At 46.4% G+C, this 17,921-nt stretch carries 16 protein-coding genes; 4 read left to right on the plus strand and 12 right to left on the minus strand.

What is annotated here, in order from left to right; genetic code table 11:
- Nucleotides 1-184: 184 nt before the first annotated feature.
- Genes V512_RS12105 through V512_RS12120 form a run of 4 tightly spaced genes read right to left on the minus strand, consistent with a single transcriptional unit; the run spans nucleotide 185 to nucleotide 4,860 of the window.
- Nucleotides 185-1,123: an ABC transporter permease gene (locus tag V512_RS12105; RefSeq protein ID WP_099830717.1), complete on the minus strand. Its 939-nt coding sequence runs from the start codon at nucleotides 1,121-1,123 to the stop codon at nucleotides 185-187.
- On the minus strand, nucleotides 1,116-2,231 hold the full coding sequence (locus V512_RS12110) for an ABC transporter permease (RefSeq protein ID WP_099830718.1): 1,116 nt from the start codon (nucleotides 2,229-2,231) through the stop codon (nucleotides 1,116-1,118). Before V512_RS12110 ends, V512_RS12105 begins: the two co-directional genes overlap by 8 nt.
- A complete protein-coding gene (locus tag V512_RS12115) occupies nucleotides 2,228-3,754 on the minus strand; it encodes an ABC transporter ATP-binding protein (protein WP_099830719.1) in 1,527 nt (508 codons plus the stop codon). Before V512_RS12115 ends, V512_RS12110 begins: the two co-directional genes overlap by 4 nt.
- A 53-nt stretch (nucleotides 3,755-3,807) precedes the next feature.
- Nucleotides 3,808-4,860 (minus strand): BMP family ABC transporter substrate-binding protein, encoded by a 1,053-nt coding sequence (locus V512_RS12120; protein WP_099830720.1) that lies wholly within the window; start codon nucleotides 4,858-4,860, stop codon nucleotides 3,808-3,810.
- Between the two features lie 250 nt (nucleotides 4,861-5,110).
- Here V512_RS12120 and V512_RS12125 point away from each other — a divergent pair, with 250 nt between their 5' ends.
- On the plus strand, nucleotides 5,111-5,596 hold the full coding sequence (locus tag V512_RS12125; protein ID WP_099830721.1) for a ferritin: 486 nt from the start codon (nucleotides 5,111-5,113) through the stop codon (nucleotides 5,594-5,596).
- Nucleotides 5,597-5,674: 78 nt separating this feature from the next.
- A complete protein-coding gene (locus V512_RS12130) occupies nucleotides 5,675-7,465 on the plus strand; it encodes a 5'-nucleotidase C-terminal domain-containing protein (protein ID WP_099830722.1) in 1,791 nt (596 codons plus the stop codon).
- A 64-nt stretch (nucleotides 7,466-7,529) separates the two neighbouring features.
- Here V512_RS12130 and V512_RS15170 read toward each other — a convergent pair whose 3' ends face one another.
- The 3 genes from V512_RS15170 to V512_RS15180 are packed head-to-tail and all read right to left on the minus strand — an operon-like array spanning nucleotide 7,530 to nucleotide 8,392.
- On the minus strand, nucleotides 7,530-7,793 hold the full coding sequence (locus V512_RS15170) for an alpha/beta hydrolase (protein WP_243392418.1): 264 nt from the start codon (nucleotides 7,791-7,793) through the stop codon (nucleotides 7,530-7,532).
- The gene (locus tag V512_RS15175) at nucleotides 7,766-7,978 is read right to left on the minus strand and encodes a hypothetical protein (protein ID WP_243392419.1); all 213 of its coding nucleotides are present in this window, start codon (nucleotides 7,976-7,978) and stop codon (nucleotides 7,766-7,768) included. The genes V512_RS15170 and V512_RS15175 overlap by 28 nt, the downstream gene beginning before the upstream one ends.
- Nucleotides 7,979-7,981: 3 nt before the next feature.
- The gene (locus V512_RS15180; protein ID WP_243392420.1) at nucleotides 7,982-8,392 is read right to left on the minus strand and encodes an alpha/beta fold hydrolase; all 411 of its coding nucleotides are present in this window, start codon (nucleotides 8,390-8,392) and stop codon (nucleotides 7,982-7,984) included.
- 360 nt (nucleotides 8,393-8,752) lie between these two features.
- Between V512_RS15180 and V512_RS12140 the strand changes: the two genes are divergently transcribed.
- Both V512_RS12140 and V512_RS12145 read left to right on the plus strand, forming a co-directional pair.
- Nucleotides 8,753-9,487 (plus strand): cytochrome c biogenesis CcdA family protein, encoded by a 735-nt coding sequence (locus V512_RS12140; protein WP_099830723.1) that lies wholly within the window; start codon nucleotides 8,753-8,755, stop codon nucleotides 9,485-9,487.
- Between the two features lie 4 nt (nucleotides 9,488-9,491).
- Nucleotides 9,492-10,166 carry a thioredoxin fold domain-containing protein gene (locus tag V512_RS12145; protein WP_099830724.1) on the plus strand — a complete coding sequence of 225 codons (675 nt, stop codon included), beginning with the start codon at nucleotides 9,492-9,494 and terminating at the stop codon, nucleotides 10,164-10,166.
- Here the strand turns inward: V512_RS12145 and V512_RS12150 are convergent.
- The 5 genes from V512_RS12150 to V512_RS12170 are packed head-to-tail and all read right to left on the minus strand — an operon-like array spanning nucleotide 10,150 to nucleotide 17,915.
- Nucleotides 10,150-10,707, minus strand: a complete 558-nt coding sequence (locus V512_RS12150) for a macro domain-containing protein (protein WP_099830725.1) — start codon at nucleotides 10,705-10,707, stop codon at nucleotides 10,150-10,152. The two genes, V512_RS12145 and V512_RS12150, sit on opposite strands and share 17 nt — an antisense overlap.
- On the minus strand, nucleotides 10,704-12,017 hold the full coding sequence (locus V512_RS12155) for a replication-associated recombination protein A (protein WP_099830726.1): 1,314 nt from the start codon (nucleotides 12,015-12,017) through the stop codon (nucleotides 10,704-10,706). Before V512_RS12155 ends, V512_RS12150 begins: the two co-directional genes overlap by 4 nt.
- Nucleotides 11,983-12,924 carry an NAD-dependent epimerase/dehydratase family protein gene (locus V512_RS12160; RefSeq protein ID WP_099830727.1) on the minus strand — a complete coding sequence of 314 codons (942 nt, stop codon included), beginning with the start codon at nucleotides 12,922-12,924 and terminating at the stop codon, nucleotides 11,983-11,985. Before V512_RS12160 ends, V512_RS12155 begins: the two co-directional genes overlap by 35 nt.
- A gap of 9 nt (nucleotides 12,925-12,933) precedes the next feature.
- Nucleotides 12,934-13,551, minus strand: a complete 618-nt coding sequence (locus tag V512_RS12165; RefSeq protein ID WP_099830775.1) for a uracil-DNA glycosylase — start codon at nucleotides 13,549-13,551, stop codon at nucleotides 12,934-12,936.
- An 11-nt stretch (nucleotides 13,552-13,562) separates the two neighbouring features.
- Nucleotides 13,563-17,915, minus strand: a complete 4,353-nt coding sequence (locus V512_RS12170) for an LptF/LptG family permease (protein ID WP_099830728.1) — start codon at nucleotides 17,913-17,915, stop codon at nucleotides 13,563-13,565.
- Nucleotides 17,916-17,921: the final 6 nt, after the last annotated feature.

A 17,921-nucleotide genomic window follows, 5' to 3' on the forward strand; every position in this document is an offset into this window, starting at 1 on the left:
TTTTAACTCAAGCACACACCGGAGGAGTCCGAAGAAAGGACGTTCCTCCTAAACCAATAAGCGTATGCAAAACTTATGAATGCTGCTCGAGTCATCACTTTGAACCTCCGAATATCTTTGATAGGAAATTTATACCACAAAACAATGTTACGGATCAACAGTAAAAACGAACGTATTGTTTCCTTTAGGTTCTCTCTTCTCTTGAATATGGTACTCCCAGTGATGTCGGCGCACCTACCTTTCTCTTCAGCGTATCTGTCGAAGTGAAAAAGAGAACGACAATTGTGAGCAAATATGGAAGCATCTTGAGAAAGTCGGGTGAGACGTGAGCTCCTACTGCTTGTAATCTCAATCCAAGGGCAGTTATTCCTCCGAAGAGATATGCACCTATCAAGGCCTTCACAGGATCCCAGGTTGCGAATAGCACAAGAGCTATGGCTATCCACCCCCTGCCGGCCGTCATGTTTTCGATCCACATCGAGTTATAGGCCAACGAGAGATAAGCTCCGCCTATTGCTGTAATTGAACCTCCCAGAATAGTGTAGATGTATCTGACTGCGAATACATTTATACCCTTAGCATCTGCGGCATCGGGAGATTCGCCTACTGCTCTTAGGGTCAGTCCGGGTCGTGTCTTGTAAATGAAGAACCACATGACGGGAACAAGCAGAAAACTTATGTAGACGAGAAGGTCGTGACTGAAAAGAATCTGACCCAAATATGGAATATCCGATAATACAGGAATTCTTATAGGCTGAAAACGCTTTGCGATTACCCCGATGTAGTCTCTTCCCCACAAACCGCTTAGACCGGTTCCGAGCATAGTTATGGCGAGCCCGCTGACGATCTGGTTCACTCTGAGAGTTACTGTGAAGAAGGCATGAACAAGGCCGAGAACGGCTCCTGCAAGCATTGCGACGAGTATAGCAAGTAGAAGGTTTGAAGTCTGATATGAGGCGACGAAGCCTCCAATAGCTCCGACCAGCATGAGACCCTCTAATCCGAGATTCATCACTCCCGATCTTTCAGTGAAGATCGTGCCGAGAACCGCGAACAGCAGAGGAGTTCCCGCTCTGACTGTAGCGCTGAGTGTCGAGAGAATGAAAGACTCGATATTATTCATTCGTGACTGCCTCCTCTCTCGATACCCTCAATCTATATTTGGCAATAGCCTCTCCTCCGAGAAGGCTGAAAAGTACCAGCCCCTGAAATACAGATATCAGAGCCATCGGCAGCTTATAGAACATCTGAAGCTGATCATTTCCTACGAGTAGTCCTCCGAAGAGAAATGCGACAAGCAGAATTGCAATCGGGTTCAGCTTGGCCAGCCAGGCTACAATGATCGCAGTGTATCCGTATCCTGGAGAGAAGCCGTGTTGCAGTCTGTGTTGCACTCCCATCATTTGTACGGCCCCTCCCAAGCCCGCTATTGCTCCGCTAACAACGAGCGCAATGATCGTGTACTTTATTATGCTGATTCCCGAGTATCTGGCTGCTTGCGCATTGTCCCCTACGATTCTCGAGTTCATTCCCCACCTTGTCCTTCTGTACACATAGAAGAGAATGAACGCCAACACGACTGCCAGGAAAAAGCCAATGTGAAATTCGCCTCCGAAGAGAGTCGGAAATCTTGCCTGCTGAGGAAAAGGCGCGGTCCCCGGGAATCCATAACCTTTCGGGTCTTTCCACGGTCCGTATACAAGATAATCTACCCAGAATATTGCGACATAGTTGAGCATAAGAGTTACCACTATCTCGTCGGTCTTTGCAAATGCCTTCATTAATGCAGGAATTAAGGCCCAAATGCCACCCGCTGCCGCTCCTAGAACTGAAATTAGGAGAATCATAAGTACTGGCGAAGTGACATCTTTGAATAAGTAAAGAGCTCCCCAGGTAGCGGCCAATGCTCCCATATAGAGCTGGCCTTCACCTCCTATGTTCCATATCTTCATTCTGTATGCAAATGAAAGGCCGAGCCCAACGAAAGCCAGCGGGACCATCCTCATTAGTGTACTGAATATCCCGTATCTGTTCGCAAAGGGCCAAGTCAACATTTCCTTGTATGCTTCAAACGTCTCTTTGAATGCAAGAGACAGGGTTCCAAGTCGGCCGTAGAAGAAGATCAACAGAATGATTCCCATCAGCAGCAACGCAGCGGCCACTGAGAGTATCGGTACAAGGATAGAGGAGTATCTGGGGACGGCTAGCCTCTTTTCTATTCTCAACTTCACGCGATCTCCTCCTGTTTTGAACCGGCCATCATGAAACCAATTTCCTCTGTATACTTTGGATCAGGAGGTGTGTACCCCATTATCTGACCCTCATACATCACAGCAACCCTATCTGAAAGCCTGAATATCTCGTAGAGTTCCCCGGCTAGAAGCAGGATAGCCGCTCCTCGATCCTTATGAGCAAGAAGGGATTTATAGACAAACTCCATTGCTCCCACGTCTAAACCTCTTGTAGGATGCTCTGCAATGATTACAGTTGGCTTAGTTGACAGCTCTCTCGCGAGTACGAGTTTTTGAAGATTTCCTCCGGAAAGAAATCTTGCCTGAGTCTTGGTCGACGGAGTTGAAATCGAATACTCGCTGACGAGTCGCTCCGTGGCCTTCTGCATTGCACGAAAATCTACGTTGAACGGAGACTGAGGAATGTACTTCGTGTGGGCGTTCTTCATAAACATGTTCTCAGTAATTGACAGCGAGGGACATGTAGCCAGAGCTCTCCTGTCCTGGGGAACAAATGCCACGCCTGCCCGAATTCTTTGAGCGACATCCGTGTGACGAAGAGTCTTGCTGTTCAAGCGAATCGTACCGTGAACAGGTTTTCTAAGGCCATAAATGGCTTCTGCAAGCTCTCTTTGCCCATTACCCGCGACCCCTGCGATGCCTAGTATTTCACCAGAGCGGATGTTCAGACTCAAGCTCTTCACCGCTTCAAGATTCTTGTCATTTTTCACGGTCAAGTCTTCAACTTCCAGAACAGTAGTACCAGGTTCCTTTGTTGATTTCTCGAAGTCCAGCAAAACGTCTCTTCCAACCATCATTCTTACGAGAGATCTTCTATCAATTGAACTTCTCTCTTCAGTTCCAACAAACCTGCCACCTCTCAATACCGTAACCCTGTCGCTTATTTGGAGCACCTCGTCAAGTTTGTGACTTATGAAGATCACTGAAGAGCCTTCACTCACGAGCTTTCTTATTGCTCTGAACAAGACTTCAGTCTCTTGAGGAGTAAGGACTGCCGTTGGCTCGTCAAGAATGATGACTTTCGCGCCGGTATAAAGCAACTTTAGAATCTCGATTCGCTGTTTCTCTCCGACCGAGAGAGTCCAGACCCTTGCCTTCGGATTCACGGGTAGGCCATAGCTTTCTCCCAGATTCTTTATGCTCGATTCAACTGATTTTGTGTTTACAAAGAAGCCCATGTCTTTCAAGCCGAGAACAACATTCTCGGCAACCGTGAAGGAGGGAACTACAGTAAAATGCTGCTGCACCATTCCTATTCCCCGCTTCAGCGCATTATGAGGTGAAGAGATCGACACCCTGTCTCCCTCAATGAGAATCTCTCCACCATCGGGCTTGTAAATTCCGAAAAGGATATTCATTAAGGTCGTCTTGCCTGCTCCATTTTCTCCAAGTAGAGCGTGCACTTCTCCCTTTCGGAGATCGAACGAAATGTTATCATTTGCAAGAATTCCTGGAAAGGCTTTAGTGATGTTTCTCATTTCGAGAACTGAAAGATCAGCCAAGAAATATCACTCCAAAGAAAGAAATTGAGGGGCCAGAAGGCCCCTCAGTGTTTTCACTGTATTTTACCTACAACGTTATTGATGAACCAGTCCATACTGAGAAGATCACTATCCGATGGCCTCTCGCCTTTGCCGTATCTCAGTGTTCCAGACTGGTCATACACCGGTCCGTCAAACGGGTGCATAATACCCTCGATTATCGCCTCTCTCATCGACATCACAAGCTTTGCCACTCCTTGGGGTACTAGGTCGCCAACGAAGATATCGACTACTCCGTCCTTAATACCGCCCCAATACTGCTCATTGGTCCAGGTACCGTCCATAACTCTTCTCACTACGTACTCGTAGAAAGGACCCCAGTTCCATACAGGGGCTGCGAGGAATGCGTTTGGAGCGAAGGCGGTCATGTCGCTGTTGTATCCTATTGAAAGCGCGCCTCGGTCTTCTGCAGCCTGCTGTGGGGCAGGAGAGTCTTGATGCTGTGTTATGACATCTGCACCGATATCGAGTAGGGACTCCGCAGCTTCCTTCTCTCTTGCTGGGTCAAACCAAGTATTCGACCAGACCACATGAACCTTTGCATCCGGATTCACGTACTGAACGCCCATTGCAAAAGCGTTGATTCCTCGAATAACCTCCGGAATCGGGTAGGCAGCAACATAGCCAATGATGTTGCTCTTGGTCATTGCTCCTGCGATTAGACCGCTAAGGAACCTCGGTTCGTACATCCTTCCGAAATATGTACCGAGATTGTCAGTGGTCATATAACCCGAACAGTGCATGAAGGTTGAGTTGGGGAAAGACTGAGATACTTTTACCATAGGGTCCATGTAGCCAAAACTGGTTCCGAAGATCAAATCATAACCTCTTTGAGCATATCCTCTGAACACAATTTCGGCTTCTCCACCTTCGGGAACGCTTTCAATAAAATCAGTTACTATCTGATCCCCGAAAACTCTCTCGAGATGAAGCCTACCTTCATTGTGCATGGTGCTCCAGCCACCATCGCCGACCGGTGCTACGTAGACAAAAGCAACTTTCAGTGGTGCCGCCATCAGCGCCGCTGCAATCAGCAGCACTGAGAAAAACAAGAAGATCTTCCTCATTGTTATTACCCCCCTTTGTTGAGAAATTGGCCGTCCTTATGTAGAGATTATACATTTATGAGATTGACATTCCAAATCGAAAGGCAGCAAATAACTAAGAATAGGTTGCTTCGTATAAGTCTATTAGAACAGCTCAGAGAGTGAACTGCTGGTTCCAACTCGTTAAGATACTTTGAGAGTTCTCTTCGCGGTGGTAAAATATCATGAAGGAACTGTTGACGCTTAAACCGAATGGAGAAGGAGGCTAACTATGATAACTGCAAGAATGGAAAAGGAGATCAACGCTCAAATAAAGGCTGAATTCGAGTCTGCTTTTATCTACATGGGAATGGCCGCGTGGGCACACAAGAACGGATACTTCGGTACGGAGAACTTCATGTGGAAGCAGGCCAAAGAGGAAGAAGAACACGCAATGAAGTTCATTGATTACCTTAAGGACGTAGATGCAACCGTTGATATTCCAGGCATTGAGAAACCGACCATTAACTACAAGTCGATTTTAGATGTGTTCGAAAAAGGACTCGAACATGAGAAATACATCACTTCAAGGATCAACAATCTCGTCACGATTTCCGATGAAGAAGGGGATTACGCAACGAATGATTTTCTTCAGTGGTATGTCACTGAACAGGTTGAAGAGGAAAAGACCTTCAGGGATGTCGTGAAGAGGCTGAGGATGGTCGGCGATAACATCAACGGAATCTTCTCAATTGACTCTAAGTTAGCAGCAAGATGAATCTCTGCGGGATGCCTGTCATCCCGCTTTCTTTTCTCGCTGCACAATTTGAGGTGTGAGGCTAAAGGAGGGGTTTAGGTGCGAAGGCTCCTTACTTCGTTTTTCATTATCTCTTCTCTTGTACTTTCATTTGCTTCGGATTTTCATCTTACAATTCTCCATACAAGCGACATACATGGGAGCGTTTTTCCTGTCGACTATGTGACGGGAAATTCTTCGGACGTAGGTCTGGCAAAGATCTCTTCTTTCGTCAGTCAAATTAGACATACCAATCCACACACACTTGTTATAGATACAGGTGATCTGATCCAGGGAACGCCGTTTTCGTATTTCTTTGCGAAGATCGACAACTCAGGCATCAATCCTGTTATAAGGGCTATGAACTTGATCGATTTGACATCCTCTACGATAGGAAATTGCGAATTCAGCTACGGCCCACGTAATCTTGAGGACGCGATGGTCTCGGCAGAGTTTCCCTTTCTCTCAGCGAACATTGTCTTCGATGACTCTGCTGAACATGTGTTTCAGCCGTATTCGATAATAACTCTTGAAGAAGAAGGCGAGAACGTAAGAATTGCGATTCTCGGCCTAACCACGAACCTTATCCCAAGATGGGAGGATCCAGAACATATCGCCGGGCTTGCATTTCTTAACCCTGTGAACGTTGCAGAGAAACTTGTTCCTAAACTCAAAGATGAAGTCGATGTGCTTATAGTTGCTTATCACGGAGGCTTTGAAAGAGATCTCACTACGGGAGAACCAACCGAGGAGCTTACGGACGAGAATGTAGGTTTTGAACTTGTAAAGACAATCGAGGGTATTGATGTGCTTCTTACGGGGCATCAACATAGGACTATCGCCGAGATAATAGACGGAGTAGTTGTCTCTCAACCGTCCAGTCTCGGAAGGTTTGTCGGCAAGGTTGACTTGAAGCTGGAGAGAATAGAAGACGGCTGGCAGATCGTTGAAAAGTCGGTCGAGCAGGTGTCTATGGCTTCATATGATCCTGACGACTATGTCGTTGGAGCTTTGAAGGACTTCGAAACAAGAGTCCAGAAATGGCTTGAAAGACCGGTCGGGTTTTCTATTGGAGATTTCTTCATAGAAGATCCGCTTGAAGCTAAGATGAAGGATAATCCTCTTGCTCAGTTCATAAACAGAGTTCAGATGGAAGCGACCGGTGCAACGATCTCGTGTGCCGCCATTTGTACAGACGAAATTACAGGCTGGAAGACAGGGCCAATAACAATTCGGGATCTTATCTCGATCTACCCCATGTCAAGCACTTTGAAGGTTATTCAGGTATCCGGTTCAGACATCAAAGCCGCCCTGGAAAGGAGCGCAGAATACTTCACTTGTACTGACAACAAGATATCCATCTCAGAAAGTTGGTTGACTCCAAAGCTAACGAGTCGAGATTATGATATGTGGGAAGGAATAGAATACATAATTGCTGTGGATAGACCGGTTGGTGAGAGAGTACTTAGTATCAGGTATCAGGGAAAGCCTGTCGATATGGATGAAAAGTACGAAGTAGTTATGAGCAGCTATCGGGCCGGCGGTGGCGGTGGGTACAGCATGTTTGAGAGAAGGCCGGTGGTTAGGGATGTCATGCTCGAGGTTTCCGAAGTGATCATCGATCATGTGCTTGGAAGATTTGTAGTTAGCGCATCCGTAGATAACAACTGGTCGGTGGGGACGGGCTTTATCCATACTATAGGGTGGAACGAAACGCTGAGGTCGATATCCGAAATGTACCGTATCGATACCTCTGAGATTATGAAATACAACCCCGATCTGATTAGGGTTGACCGTATTCCTGCAGGTTCGGAACTGATCATATACAGGCCTGCTGTTCAGAAGGAATAAGTCTGTGCTGAACGCGGTGATCTCTCGGAAGAATCACTGAGTTGAGATACCGTTTTCCCCTTGATCAGTTCTCGATACGATCAAGAAAGCTGCGTACTTCTTGAATGTATTTTACTGTCTTTTCGAGATGATGCTCGTGAGAAGCATCTTCGAATACCCTCACTGTTGCGTTTCGAAATTTGCTTGCGTAAAAGGATGTTGTTTCTGGTGTCGCCTCGTCGTATTCTCCGCAGGGCAGCAAAACAGGAATCTCTATTTCACTAAGGCGAGGGCTCAGATCGTAACCCTTCAGTGTACCAGTCACAGTGAACTCGCTCGGACCGTACATATAATTGTATACTTCCCACTTATCCCTGCTACACCATCGTTCATGCATTCGGGCCAGGTTTCCATTCTACATACGTACTTGCTGTAGAACTCCGATATCGCATCCTGATAGCCAGGTTTTCCGAAGTCACCGCTTTTTTCCGCCTCAAGTATCGCAGCTCTTGATTCATCGGATAATGTTACCATGAGTCACCTTGCGTCCTCCTCAAACCTCGAAATGCTCATCGCGGGTCCTGATAGAACCAGTCCCTTAACGCGATCAGGATGTTTCAAAGAGTACTCGCAGGCAAGGACCGTTCCGCAGGATTGGCCTAAAAGAAAAGGTTTAGGAAAGCCGAGATCGGCAACTAGACACTCGATTTCCTTCACAAACCTATCGATTCTCCAAAGAGTCCTTTCCTCAGGTCTATTGGATTCTCCACACCCCAGTTGATCATAGAAAACCACCGGTCGTTCGTCGGCCAGTAACTCGATTGTCTTCAGATAATTGTGTGGAACACCGGGACCGCCATGAATAGCAATCAGAGGAGTCTTTTCCTGATCCTTGCCTTTGACTTCATACCAGATCTTTCCGTCAGGTACGCTCAGTCTTCCCTCCATAAACTTCCTCCATTGATACGTGTTCCACCAAACTCAAAGAAACACGGCGATTTTCCAGAACAAACCTTTCCGAGCGCAGCGCCAAGCTACTCTTAATCGCTCTTGAATCAACGATGGCAAAGAGACAAAGTCTGAGTACTCTCTTCCTCAAGTAAAACATGGAAAGCGCATCATTGCCCGGAGAATCAAGAGTTGATAACAGAGATCCTAAGAATTCATTCGCAAAAAAACTTGCTCTTCAATGTAAAGCCTCATTCTCGGTGGCGGATGGTTGATGCCGCCCTTATGCTACACTTCTTCACAAAGAGTTCATTTGCATGGAAAACGAGAATAGTTTATAATATACCCGGGAGGGGTAATATGAATGAATTGACTTCTGTAGCAACCGGAACAATCGGCCTTTCACCATTGATTAGTCCCATTGTAACAACCAGCGTGACATACGGCAGCGCCTTCTTAGGGGGATTGCTTTCTTTTTTCTCTCCATGTATTCTTCCGCTTATTCCAGTCTTCTTTGGAGTTCTTATGGGTGGAGCAAATGATGCAAAGGCGCGCTTCATAAGAGGAGCGTTTTTTACACTGGGTATGTCTATCTTCTTCTTCATTCTTGGTATCGGTGCAACAGGTCTTGGCACGTTCATAAGGCAGAATGAAGTCCTGATGAATGTTATTTCTGGAAGCCTCTTCATTCTCTTTGGCTTCCTCTATCTCTTCGAGATAGGAATTAGGGGAGTAAACCTTAACGTTTGGAAGTTCGGAGGATCTGCTGTTAGTGGCTTTGTGCTCGGAGCCGTTCTCGGTCTGGTGTGGGTACCTTGTGCGGGACCGATTCTTGGTTCGATTCTTGTCTTGGCTGCAAACCAGTCTGCGATAGCGGAGGGTGGCATGATGCTTCTGGTTTATTCATTAGGTCTGAGTATCCCATTCCTTACCCTCAGTGGAGTTGTAGCGAAGCTTACCTCCAAGCTCTCGTTTAGTGGCGAGAGTAAGTGGAGAATGGTTATTAGGATATCGGTCTTCGTAGTGCTATTGGCTGCCGGACTTATTACGATGACAGGCAATCTGAATTTATTACAGTTCGTAACGGGAGGTTGATTTTATGAGAAAGATGCTGATTGTGATTGCTCTGATTCTACCTGTGATGATCTTATCTTATGTCGGAATGCTAGATGATTTTGACAAGACACTGCGACTGGCAGAGATCCAGGAGAAGGAAGCTATAGTAATGTTTTCAGATAACACCTGTGGGTATTGCGTGAGATTTATTAAGGAGACGCTTGCTGATGAGACTGTTGAGGAACTGCTTCGAGCAGGCTTCATTTTCTCTCAGATCTACAAGAGTAATCCCGGAACGGCTTCTTACATAGTTGGAGAAGAAGTCAGGGAGATGACCTATGGTGATCTATACGCCCACTTCCAAATACGGGGAACGCCTACTTTCTGGTTCTTCACAAGTGATGGTGGGTTATTGACTCAGCTGCCCGGCTATGTGCCTGCAAACGATTTCGTACCGATACTTCGTTATATTGGCAGCAAATCGTACGAAGGGATGACCATCGATGATTATCGAAGTAAGCCGTCAGATTACTTTGGAACGCCCAAGATAGTTAGGGTTAACGAAGAAGACTACAACTACGTGCTTGAAAACGACCCTATCGCTTCAGAGTATGCCGGTCAGGATGTTGACGTTTTCACTGTATGGCTGACGAAGGATGAGGAAACCGCTGAAAGTCTTCTCGAAGAAGGAGTTTACAGAGTTATCCTTCTGAACTGAAGTAGTCTAGAGCGATATTGAGGAACTCGTCGTAGGCCTTCTTGTCCATCAAGCACATCTTTATCAGTTTCAACGATGATGACTTGTTTGATAGATGATCTACAACCGCTTTCAGAAACTGATCTGCACAAATAGATACCGGAACTCCGAATATGCCCGTGGAGACTGCCGGAGTGGCGAGCGTAACAGCTCCCATTTCGGCAGCCTTGTTAAGAACATTAGTGAACGAATTGTAGAGTTTGTTTTCCAAGTCAAGTTCTCCATACTGTGGACCAAAGACGTGTATAATATTCTTTGCTAGCAGGTTGCCGGCTCCGGTTACGGCTACTTCGGAGATCCCTAAAGGTCCATTCTGCCTAACATATGCGTCACTTTCAAGCTGAATCTCCTTTCCGCCTGCTCTCACCAAAGCTCCTGCCACTCCACCTCCGTGCCTCATGTAGCCATTGGCTGCATTGACAATAACGTCAACTTCCTGTTGGGTTATGTCGGAGATTTCGAGCTGAATGATCTTTTCATCCTCTAGAATGAAGCTTTTCATTTTTCGTCCGGGTAGAGCTTCATACCCTTCCATAGTGACCTAAGTCTCTCAAGAACGTATCGTTCCTTTCCGTTAGTTCCGGGAACATAGAAGACTTCCTCCTTTATGGATTCTGGGAGATAATACTCACGTGAAAACCCTCCAGTTGTGTGTGGATAGTTGTATCCCTTACCATATCCCAGTTCTTTCATCATCTTCGTCACGGCATTGCGCAGCTTAAGAGGTACGTCCAGATTAGGTGTAGCCTTGACCATCTCCCTTGCCTTCATCATGGCGCTGCAGGTTCTATTGCTCTTGGTCGCGACTGCGAGATAGATTGCGGCCTCGGAGAGATTCAGAACGCACTCAGGGAGTCCTACATTGCTGACGGCCTGAAAGGTGGCATTGGCAATAACGAGCGCCATGGGATCGGAGAGGCCGATATCTTCCGAAGAAAAGATTACCATTCTCCTGGCAATAAACTTCGGGTCTTCACCTCCCTCTAGCATTCGCAGCATATAGTAAAGAGCTGCGTCTGGATCGCTTCCTCTCATGCTCTTAATGAAAGCGGAGATCAGATCGTAATGTTCCTCGCCCTTCTTGGTATACCTTCCCGAAGGAAGTACAGAAAGCTCGTTCATAACCTGAAGATCAAGAGAGGTTCTGTCAAGAGCCGCAGCGCTCTCCACAAGAGTATCGAGAAGGTTCAAAGCAATCCGGGCATCTCCACCGCTGCTCTGAGAAATCACTTCGATTACTTCATCGCAGACGGTCACTCCCGAACTCTTGAGAACCCTGTCCTTCTCAAGGGCCTTCTTCAGAAGATTGTCAATATCGCTTTCGTTGAGACCCTTGAGAATTACGAGACGACAGCGGGAGAGAAGCGCAGGATTGACTTCGAAACTGGGATTCTCCGTTGTCGCCCCGATCAGTATTATCAAGCCCTTTTCCGTAACAGGAAGAAATACGTCCTGCTGGCTCTTATTCAATCTGTGGATCTCATCCACGAAGAGCACAAGTTGCTGACCTACTTTCTTCAGTCTCTCGGCGTGCTCAAAGTGCTTCTTGAGATCAGCCGTTCCTTGGAGACTCGCGCTAAAGAACTCGAAGTGATATCGGTTTCCCAGCTTTGATCTGATGATTTCTCCGATAGTTGTCTTTCCGGTTCCAGGTGGGCCGTAAAGTATCATTGAAAAGAGTTTGCCGCTCTCGACGGCACCTCGAATTATTCCCTTCTTTCCTGTAAGATGTTCCTGTCCTACTACATCGTCGAACTCTCGCGGTCGTAATCTCTCACTAAGAGGAGACCAGTTCATTTCTGAAATACTCAATTGTACTCTCAAGCCCCTTTTCAAGCTTCACTTCAGGCTCCCATCCTAGTAGGTTTCTAGCCTTATTCGCATCTAGAATCGATTTCTTCAGGTCGCCCGGACGCGGTTCTTTGTGAATGGCTTCTCTTGCATAGCCAGTGATTCTCTTCATTTGTGTGAATAGCTCGTTGACTGAGGTTCCCTTTCCGGTTCCTATGTTCATTATGCAATCTTCACTTTTTTCGAGTGCCAGAAGATTCGCCTTTGCAACATCAGAGACGAAAACGTAGTCCCTTACACATTCTCCGTTACCGAAAATGACGACCTCCTGATTTCGGAGCATTCTCTCGGAGAAAATCGCGACGACTCCAGCTTCTCCGTATGGGTCCTGCCTGGGCCCATAAACATTCGCGTATCTCAGAGCCACATAATTCATGCCAAGCTCATTGGAGAAGAACCTCAGATAGTTCTCGGTTGAGAACTTCGCAATGCCATATGGAGAAAGCGGTTTCGGAAGCTCTTCCTCATCTGTAGGTATCTTCTTGACCTCATCACCATAGATCGCTCCTCCCGTCGATGAGAAGACGACTTTCTTGACTCCGTATTTTGCAGCGATCTTCAGAAGTCGCAGGGTTCCTATTATGTTGATCATCGCGTCTTCTTCGGGTTCTCTTACCGATCTAGAAACGCTTATTTGGGCTGCCAGATGGAAGAGAGCGACAGGTCTGTGAAGCATGAAGACCTTTTCCATCATCTCTTGGTCTGTGATGTCTTGCTCATAGAACAGTGCTCTTGGATCCAGGTTCTCAATCTTCCCACTCGAAAGATTGTCAACAACGATTGGAATCTTACCGGCGGCTATAAGCTCATCCACAACATGTGAACCTATGAATCCCGCTCCTCCTGTCACCAAATAGTTTTCGGCCATGCTTTCCTCCTATATGTCAATTTCCTCTCCAGCCAGTAGTTGATCGTACATCTTTCTGACTTTCTGGATATCCTCCCAAGTAAGACTCTTTGGTGAACCTGGGGCTCTTGATGCGTTTCTAAGCAGATAACTTGGATGGAACATGACGAATACTTTTATACCTCCAATCCAATCGAAGAGCTGCCCCCTCACCTTCGTTATCTGGAGTCCATCTCTTTCAACGAAATACGAAAGTGCAGTGGCGCCCAGAGCAACAATCAATTTAGGTTTTATTATAGCCAGTTGTGAGAGAAGATATGGGGAGCAAGCTCTCTGTTCTTCTGCAGACGGAACTCTATTCTTTGGGGGTCTGCACTTAACGATATTTGTGATGAAGACGTCCTGCCTTGAAAGCTTCACTGAGTCCAGTATTTTAGTGAGAAGCTCGCCTGCCTTGCCCACGAATGGTCTACCAGAAGCATCTTCATCGGCACCTGGCCCTTCACCGACAAATACAACGGGTGTCTCGATTGAGCCTTCACCGGGTACTGTGTTTGTCCTCGAAGAGCTAAGCGGGCAAAGAGAGCAATCACTTATACTTGAATTGAGCTCCAGAAGCAATTCCTTTCTTTTGACGTAATCGGTCAACAATTCTCACCTCAGAATCTGAACCTGAAGTATGGATCACCCTTGTGAAGTCCAATCACAAGATACCTATCCTTCAGTTCCTTTATATAGAATTTTAGTGCAATTGTCTCAAGGGAGTCCTGGAACGTGTTGATTTCGCTCCCGAAGCCCAACCTCAATACAAGCTCCAGAGCCATACAGTGCAGATCGAAGTACATCGGTGAAATCTTCGTTATCGATTCATCCCAGAGTGAGACATCTCCTGCATAGGTTCCAATCTCTACGAAGCTCCTCTTACCGCTTCCGTCTATTCCCAGAGAGAGCCTGTTGAGAACTCCTGGAGTATCAGAGAGCGTGCCCATAGGGAAGAAAAGCTCGTTGATGTGCATAGTGAAGTAGTAATCCTCTGCTTTACGGAGCTCCATCGAGAGTCCAAACTCCTCGAATTTCGCCGTTCTTCCCCCAAGGATAGTCTTGTTATCGAGTTTGACATTGGAGACTCCAAACGAGTATGCTGAATACCCTGTTTCAGACGCTGTAGAGGTCGCGATAAAATACTCGCTGACCGAGAAAGTTGAAATAGTCAGCCTTGTTGACTGCCATATCAGGAATCTAGCCTGAGACTCTGATTTAGTGAAATACTTTTCGGGATACTTGTACTTTGAATCGAACTTCGTGAAATCCGTCGTGAAGTCCAGTGAAGCTGCCCTCCAGGAGACTTCTCCCACCGAGAGGTCATTCACCTCAAACTTCAATCTGTCGTACATCTTTCTTGAGCCTGAGAGATAAGGATATCTGAACTTCACTCCAAATGAGGCGAAATCTTTGATCTTGATAGAGGAACCAAAGACCAGATCCTTCAGCATTCTTTCATCTTCAGCAACATTTGGCGAGGCATCGAAAGTCCAGTCGAGAGTGAATTCAAGTTTTGTTTCGGTAGCGATTTCGAGGGTCAATCTCTCCTTGTTGACGAAGTCGTCAAACATGTCTTCACTCTGCCAGAATACTTTGCTCTCGGTCTTATGTGAGAAGACCTTCGAATCGAAAGTGAAGGAGTAGGCAGTCTCTGAGGCTTTGGAAGTAACAGGCATGAAAATTGTTTCTGTCTTCTGACCGAACTTCAGACCCCAGAACTCAACTTCTCCTTCGGTCTTAAGAAGGCCCTTTCCCAGCCAATTCATTTCGGTAGGACTGGCCACCAGTTCTTCATAGTCCAATTCAAGAACATAATCGGCCTTGAGGACCTCCGTCTCAATTCCAGTCAGCAGCTTTCCCGGGTGGTCGAGGCGCCATTCCTCTTTCAGGAAGTCATAGGTTAGCACTGGATTGTACTGCACACTGACGTAGTACCAGTCAAATGGTCTATAGGTAAGCTCGTTCTTGAGCGTTACAGGTATCTCGTTCTTAGTGAGTTTCCATCCTTCATCTGAATCATAGTAGAAGCCCACTTCATACGCGGGCTCCAGGACCACTCCAACCGAAAGCGGTCCCCATTCACCTTTGTACAGTTCAATGTCTTTGTATACACGTAACTTCTTCCCTTCAAACTTGAAAGAGCCGTCGTATCGCGATTCAAAATAGAACTTCAGTTCAAGAGAGATGAAGCCATCATATACAATGTCAAAGGGATCTATCCAGAACAATCTATCCTTATTCTTTTCATGAATAGAATTGTAGTCCAGGGCGTATCTTCCGTTGATTTTCAATTTACCGTCTTCTGATGCAAAGGTCAGATAGTTGCGGCCGATACCCTTGTTATCTGCCGGCATAGTAATGTTAAGCTCAGTAGTAGAAGCGTCGAAAGTGCTCTTCACGTCGCCGCCGATCTTTAGATTCCCAGCAGCGAAGAGATACTTATTTACCTCAAGCACGAAATCTTCCATATTGGAGGGACTGAAAAGTTCTGTAAGAGTAGCGGCGTTTGATGCTAGTTTGAAATTCAAAGACTGAACGGAAAAATCTGCACCGAACAGCGCTCCCTCAGTCTTGACTGCGGAAGCGTTGGCTCTCAGAGAATACAGGATATTCTTGTTTATGTATCGCTGGCCGAAAAGACCGCTGACTCTGAACTCCGAGGTACTGAGCTTAAAGAAACCAGCATCGATAATCTCATCCGAAGGAATCGTTAGATTCTGAACGTTGACCATCCAGAGATTCTTATCGTCATATCTTGCGAAAGCTCCGATAACATCTAGCTTCAACTCCCAATCTTCGGGGGAGAGTATTTGAACATAAGCGAGCTGCATTTCGGTCGCGCCCATCGTCTCTTTCACGGCGAAAGGATCAAGCTGAGTTACTTTGTTCTTGACAATGCTTTCTCCCAAGTTAATGCCTGTGAAGGGGGTCTGAAGTTCCTTTAACGGAGGCCCGCTAATGTATAGAGCGCCTCCCTGCATTCTTATTTGATCAAAAGAAGGTTTTAGCAAGACATAAGCGCCGTAGCTTGTCTCTTTCTGCTGGCCGAATTGACCGAAGAATTCTATTTCACCTATAGGTGTATAGAGTACAGACTTTGCTGTGAAGGCGTCTTCGGTAGACATCCAATCTCTGTACCACGTTCCTTGAAGAAGAAGCCAGTCGACTTCCAGGTAACGAACGGTTATCCGTGTCTGAGCATCTGCAATTCCGCTAAGATCGACATCGAAGGGACGTCTGTCCGGGTCGTCTAGCGGGAAGTAGTAGTACGGCAGATAGAATACCGGGATATTGCCGATGTACAGCAGCATGTTCTGCACCGACATCCCCTTTCCAGGCGTCACAACTGCCGATGAGACCCTGAATCTGTAATGGGGGTGAGATTTATCGCAAGTGGTTATGTAGCCGTCCGTTATGTTCAGGGTAGGTGATGCTTCCATAGTCGATTGAACATAATCGCCGTAAACATAGAACGGGACTTTCGAAGCTGTCTTGGATGTATCGCCTCTGGACGCTGGCACTTCAATCTCAGTGCGCGAGAACACCTGCATACTTTCGACTCTCTCGTTCGTTAGATCAAGAATCAATCTATCTGAGACTATAGTTGTCTCGTCACTTACCATCTTCACGTTACCCCAGAATGAGATCGATTCCGGTGTGGAGTCGATATTCAGTATAGAGGCATTCGACGCATCTATAGTTGCCGTCATAGTCTCACTGAAGTACTCTACTCTCACGCCGTCTCCAATGAGTATCTCTCTGCCGTCTTTCGTTCCAGCGATCGTTCCCCCCACGATCCTCACATTTGATCCTTCGAGTAAGCCTGGAACAAGCAGGATTATAACAATGGCGGAACCCTTCAGGATTCTCGTGAAGAATTCCGAAAGCCGGTAACTGGCTTTCGTATCTATGAGCGAGTAGATTACGACACCAAGGATAGAAAAGACGATATTCGGAATCCACGGGGCAAGAGAGGGGTTAATCAGATTCTCCTTCCCCATACCGCTAAGCCATGCACCCGATCCTTGATATATGACAACGAGCAAGAAGGTCAGAATAACCGACCAAGACTTCGATTGAAGATTGAACATAAGCGAAACCGGAACACCGAGCAAGACAATAACGAGAGGAGCGATCGACATCGAATACTTTTCCTGCAGAGCGACTTCGAGCGAAGAAGTATTTATGCCGGTGTTCTTGAACGCCTTTATGTCTTCTCTCAGCTCGGCACTAGTTTTCTCCTTCGGAGATTTGAAGCTCGCCAGGTATCGTTCAATGTCGTCATCAATTTCAAATTCTGCAGTACCGAAATGCATCTCAACTCCCAGAAAGCCTGACTCATCTGTCTGGTAAATCTTGGCATCACTCAATATCCATTTATTTGGAACAATGATGGCACTCTCAGCAGTCGTCAACGTAACCTGACCTCTGTAGACCTCATAAATCGAGACATTCTTAAGCTCTTTTGTTTTCTGATCTATTCTTCTTACGTATATCATTCTCCCCTGACCGTCCTGCATGAAAACATTTTCTCTCAGCGTGACTTCAGGTTGTCTGTAAACAAATCTTGCCATTGCCTCACTTGCCTTTGTTGAGGCCGTGGGGACAAGATAGTCGTTAAGCAGATAAGCAAAGCCGCTGAAAAGAACCCCAATAAGCAGGAAGGGAATTACGAGCCGTTTGAGAGATATTCCGTGCGTCTGCAGGGCAATCAGTTCGTTGTCCGATCTCATTCTCGAGAGTACCCAGAAGATAGCCAGGAGTATTCCCACCGGTATTCCAAGAACAATGAACTCGGGAAGATTGTAATAAATGAGCAAGAAGAGCTTATCTATGCCCACCTTGTATCTTATTATCATGTCAGACAAGTAGTAGAGTAACTCTAAGCTCACGAAAATTATGAACCCAACCAGACCAATAAAAATCGAACCTAATGCTTGAGCTCCTATGTACTTTATAAGAGTCTTCAAGAAGAA

The organism is Mesotoga sp. Brook.08.105.5.1 (genome assembly GCF_002752635.1).
Classification (GTDB): Bacteria; Thermotogota; Thermotogae; order Petrotogales; family Kosmotogaceae; genus Mesotoga.

Bases quoted from the DNA above. Each gene is read 5' to 3' on its own strand.
- V512_RS12105 (WP_099830717.1), bottom strand. From the start codon at position 1,123: ATGAATAATATCGAGTCTTTCATTCTCTCGACACTCAGCGCTACAGTC.
- V512_RS12120 (WP_099830720.1), bottom strand. From the start codon at position 4,860: ATGAGGAAGATCTTCTTGTTTTTCTCAGTGCTGCTGATTGCAGCGGCG.
- V512_RS12125 (WP_099830721.1), top strand. From the start codon at position 5,111: ATGATAACTGCAAGAATGGAAAAGGAGATCAACGCTCAAATAAAGGCT.
- V512_RS15170 (WP_243392418.1), bottom strand. From the start codon at position 7,793: ATGTACGGTCCGAGCGAGTTCACTGTGACTGGTACACTGAAGGGTTAC.
- V512_RS15175 (WP_243392419.1), bottom strand. From the start codon at position 7,978: ATGGTAACATTATCCGATGAATCAAGAGCTGCGATACTTGAGGCGGAA.
- V512_RS15180 (WP_243392420.1), bottom strand. From the start codon at position 8,392: ATGGAGGGAAGACTGAGCGTACCTGACGGAAAGATCTGGTATGAAGTC.
- V512_RS12140 (WP_099830723.1), top strand. From the start codon at position 8,753: ATGAATGAATTGACTTCTGTAGCAACCGGAACAATCGGCCTTTCACCA.
- V512_RS12145 (WP_099830724.1), top strand. From the start codon at position 9,492: ATGAGAAAGATGCTGATTGTGATTGCTCTGATTCTACCTGTGATGATC.
- V512_RS12150 (WP_099830725.1), bottom strand. From the start codon at position 10,707: ATGAAAAGCTTCATTCTAGAGGATGAAAAGATCATTCAGCTCGAAATC.
- V512_RS12160 (WP_099830727.1), bottom strand. From the start codon at position 12,924: ATGGCCGAAAACTATTTGGTGACAGGAGGAGCGGGATTCATAGGTTCA.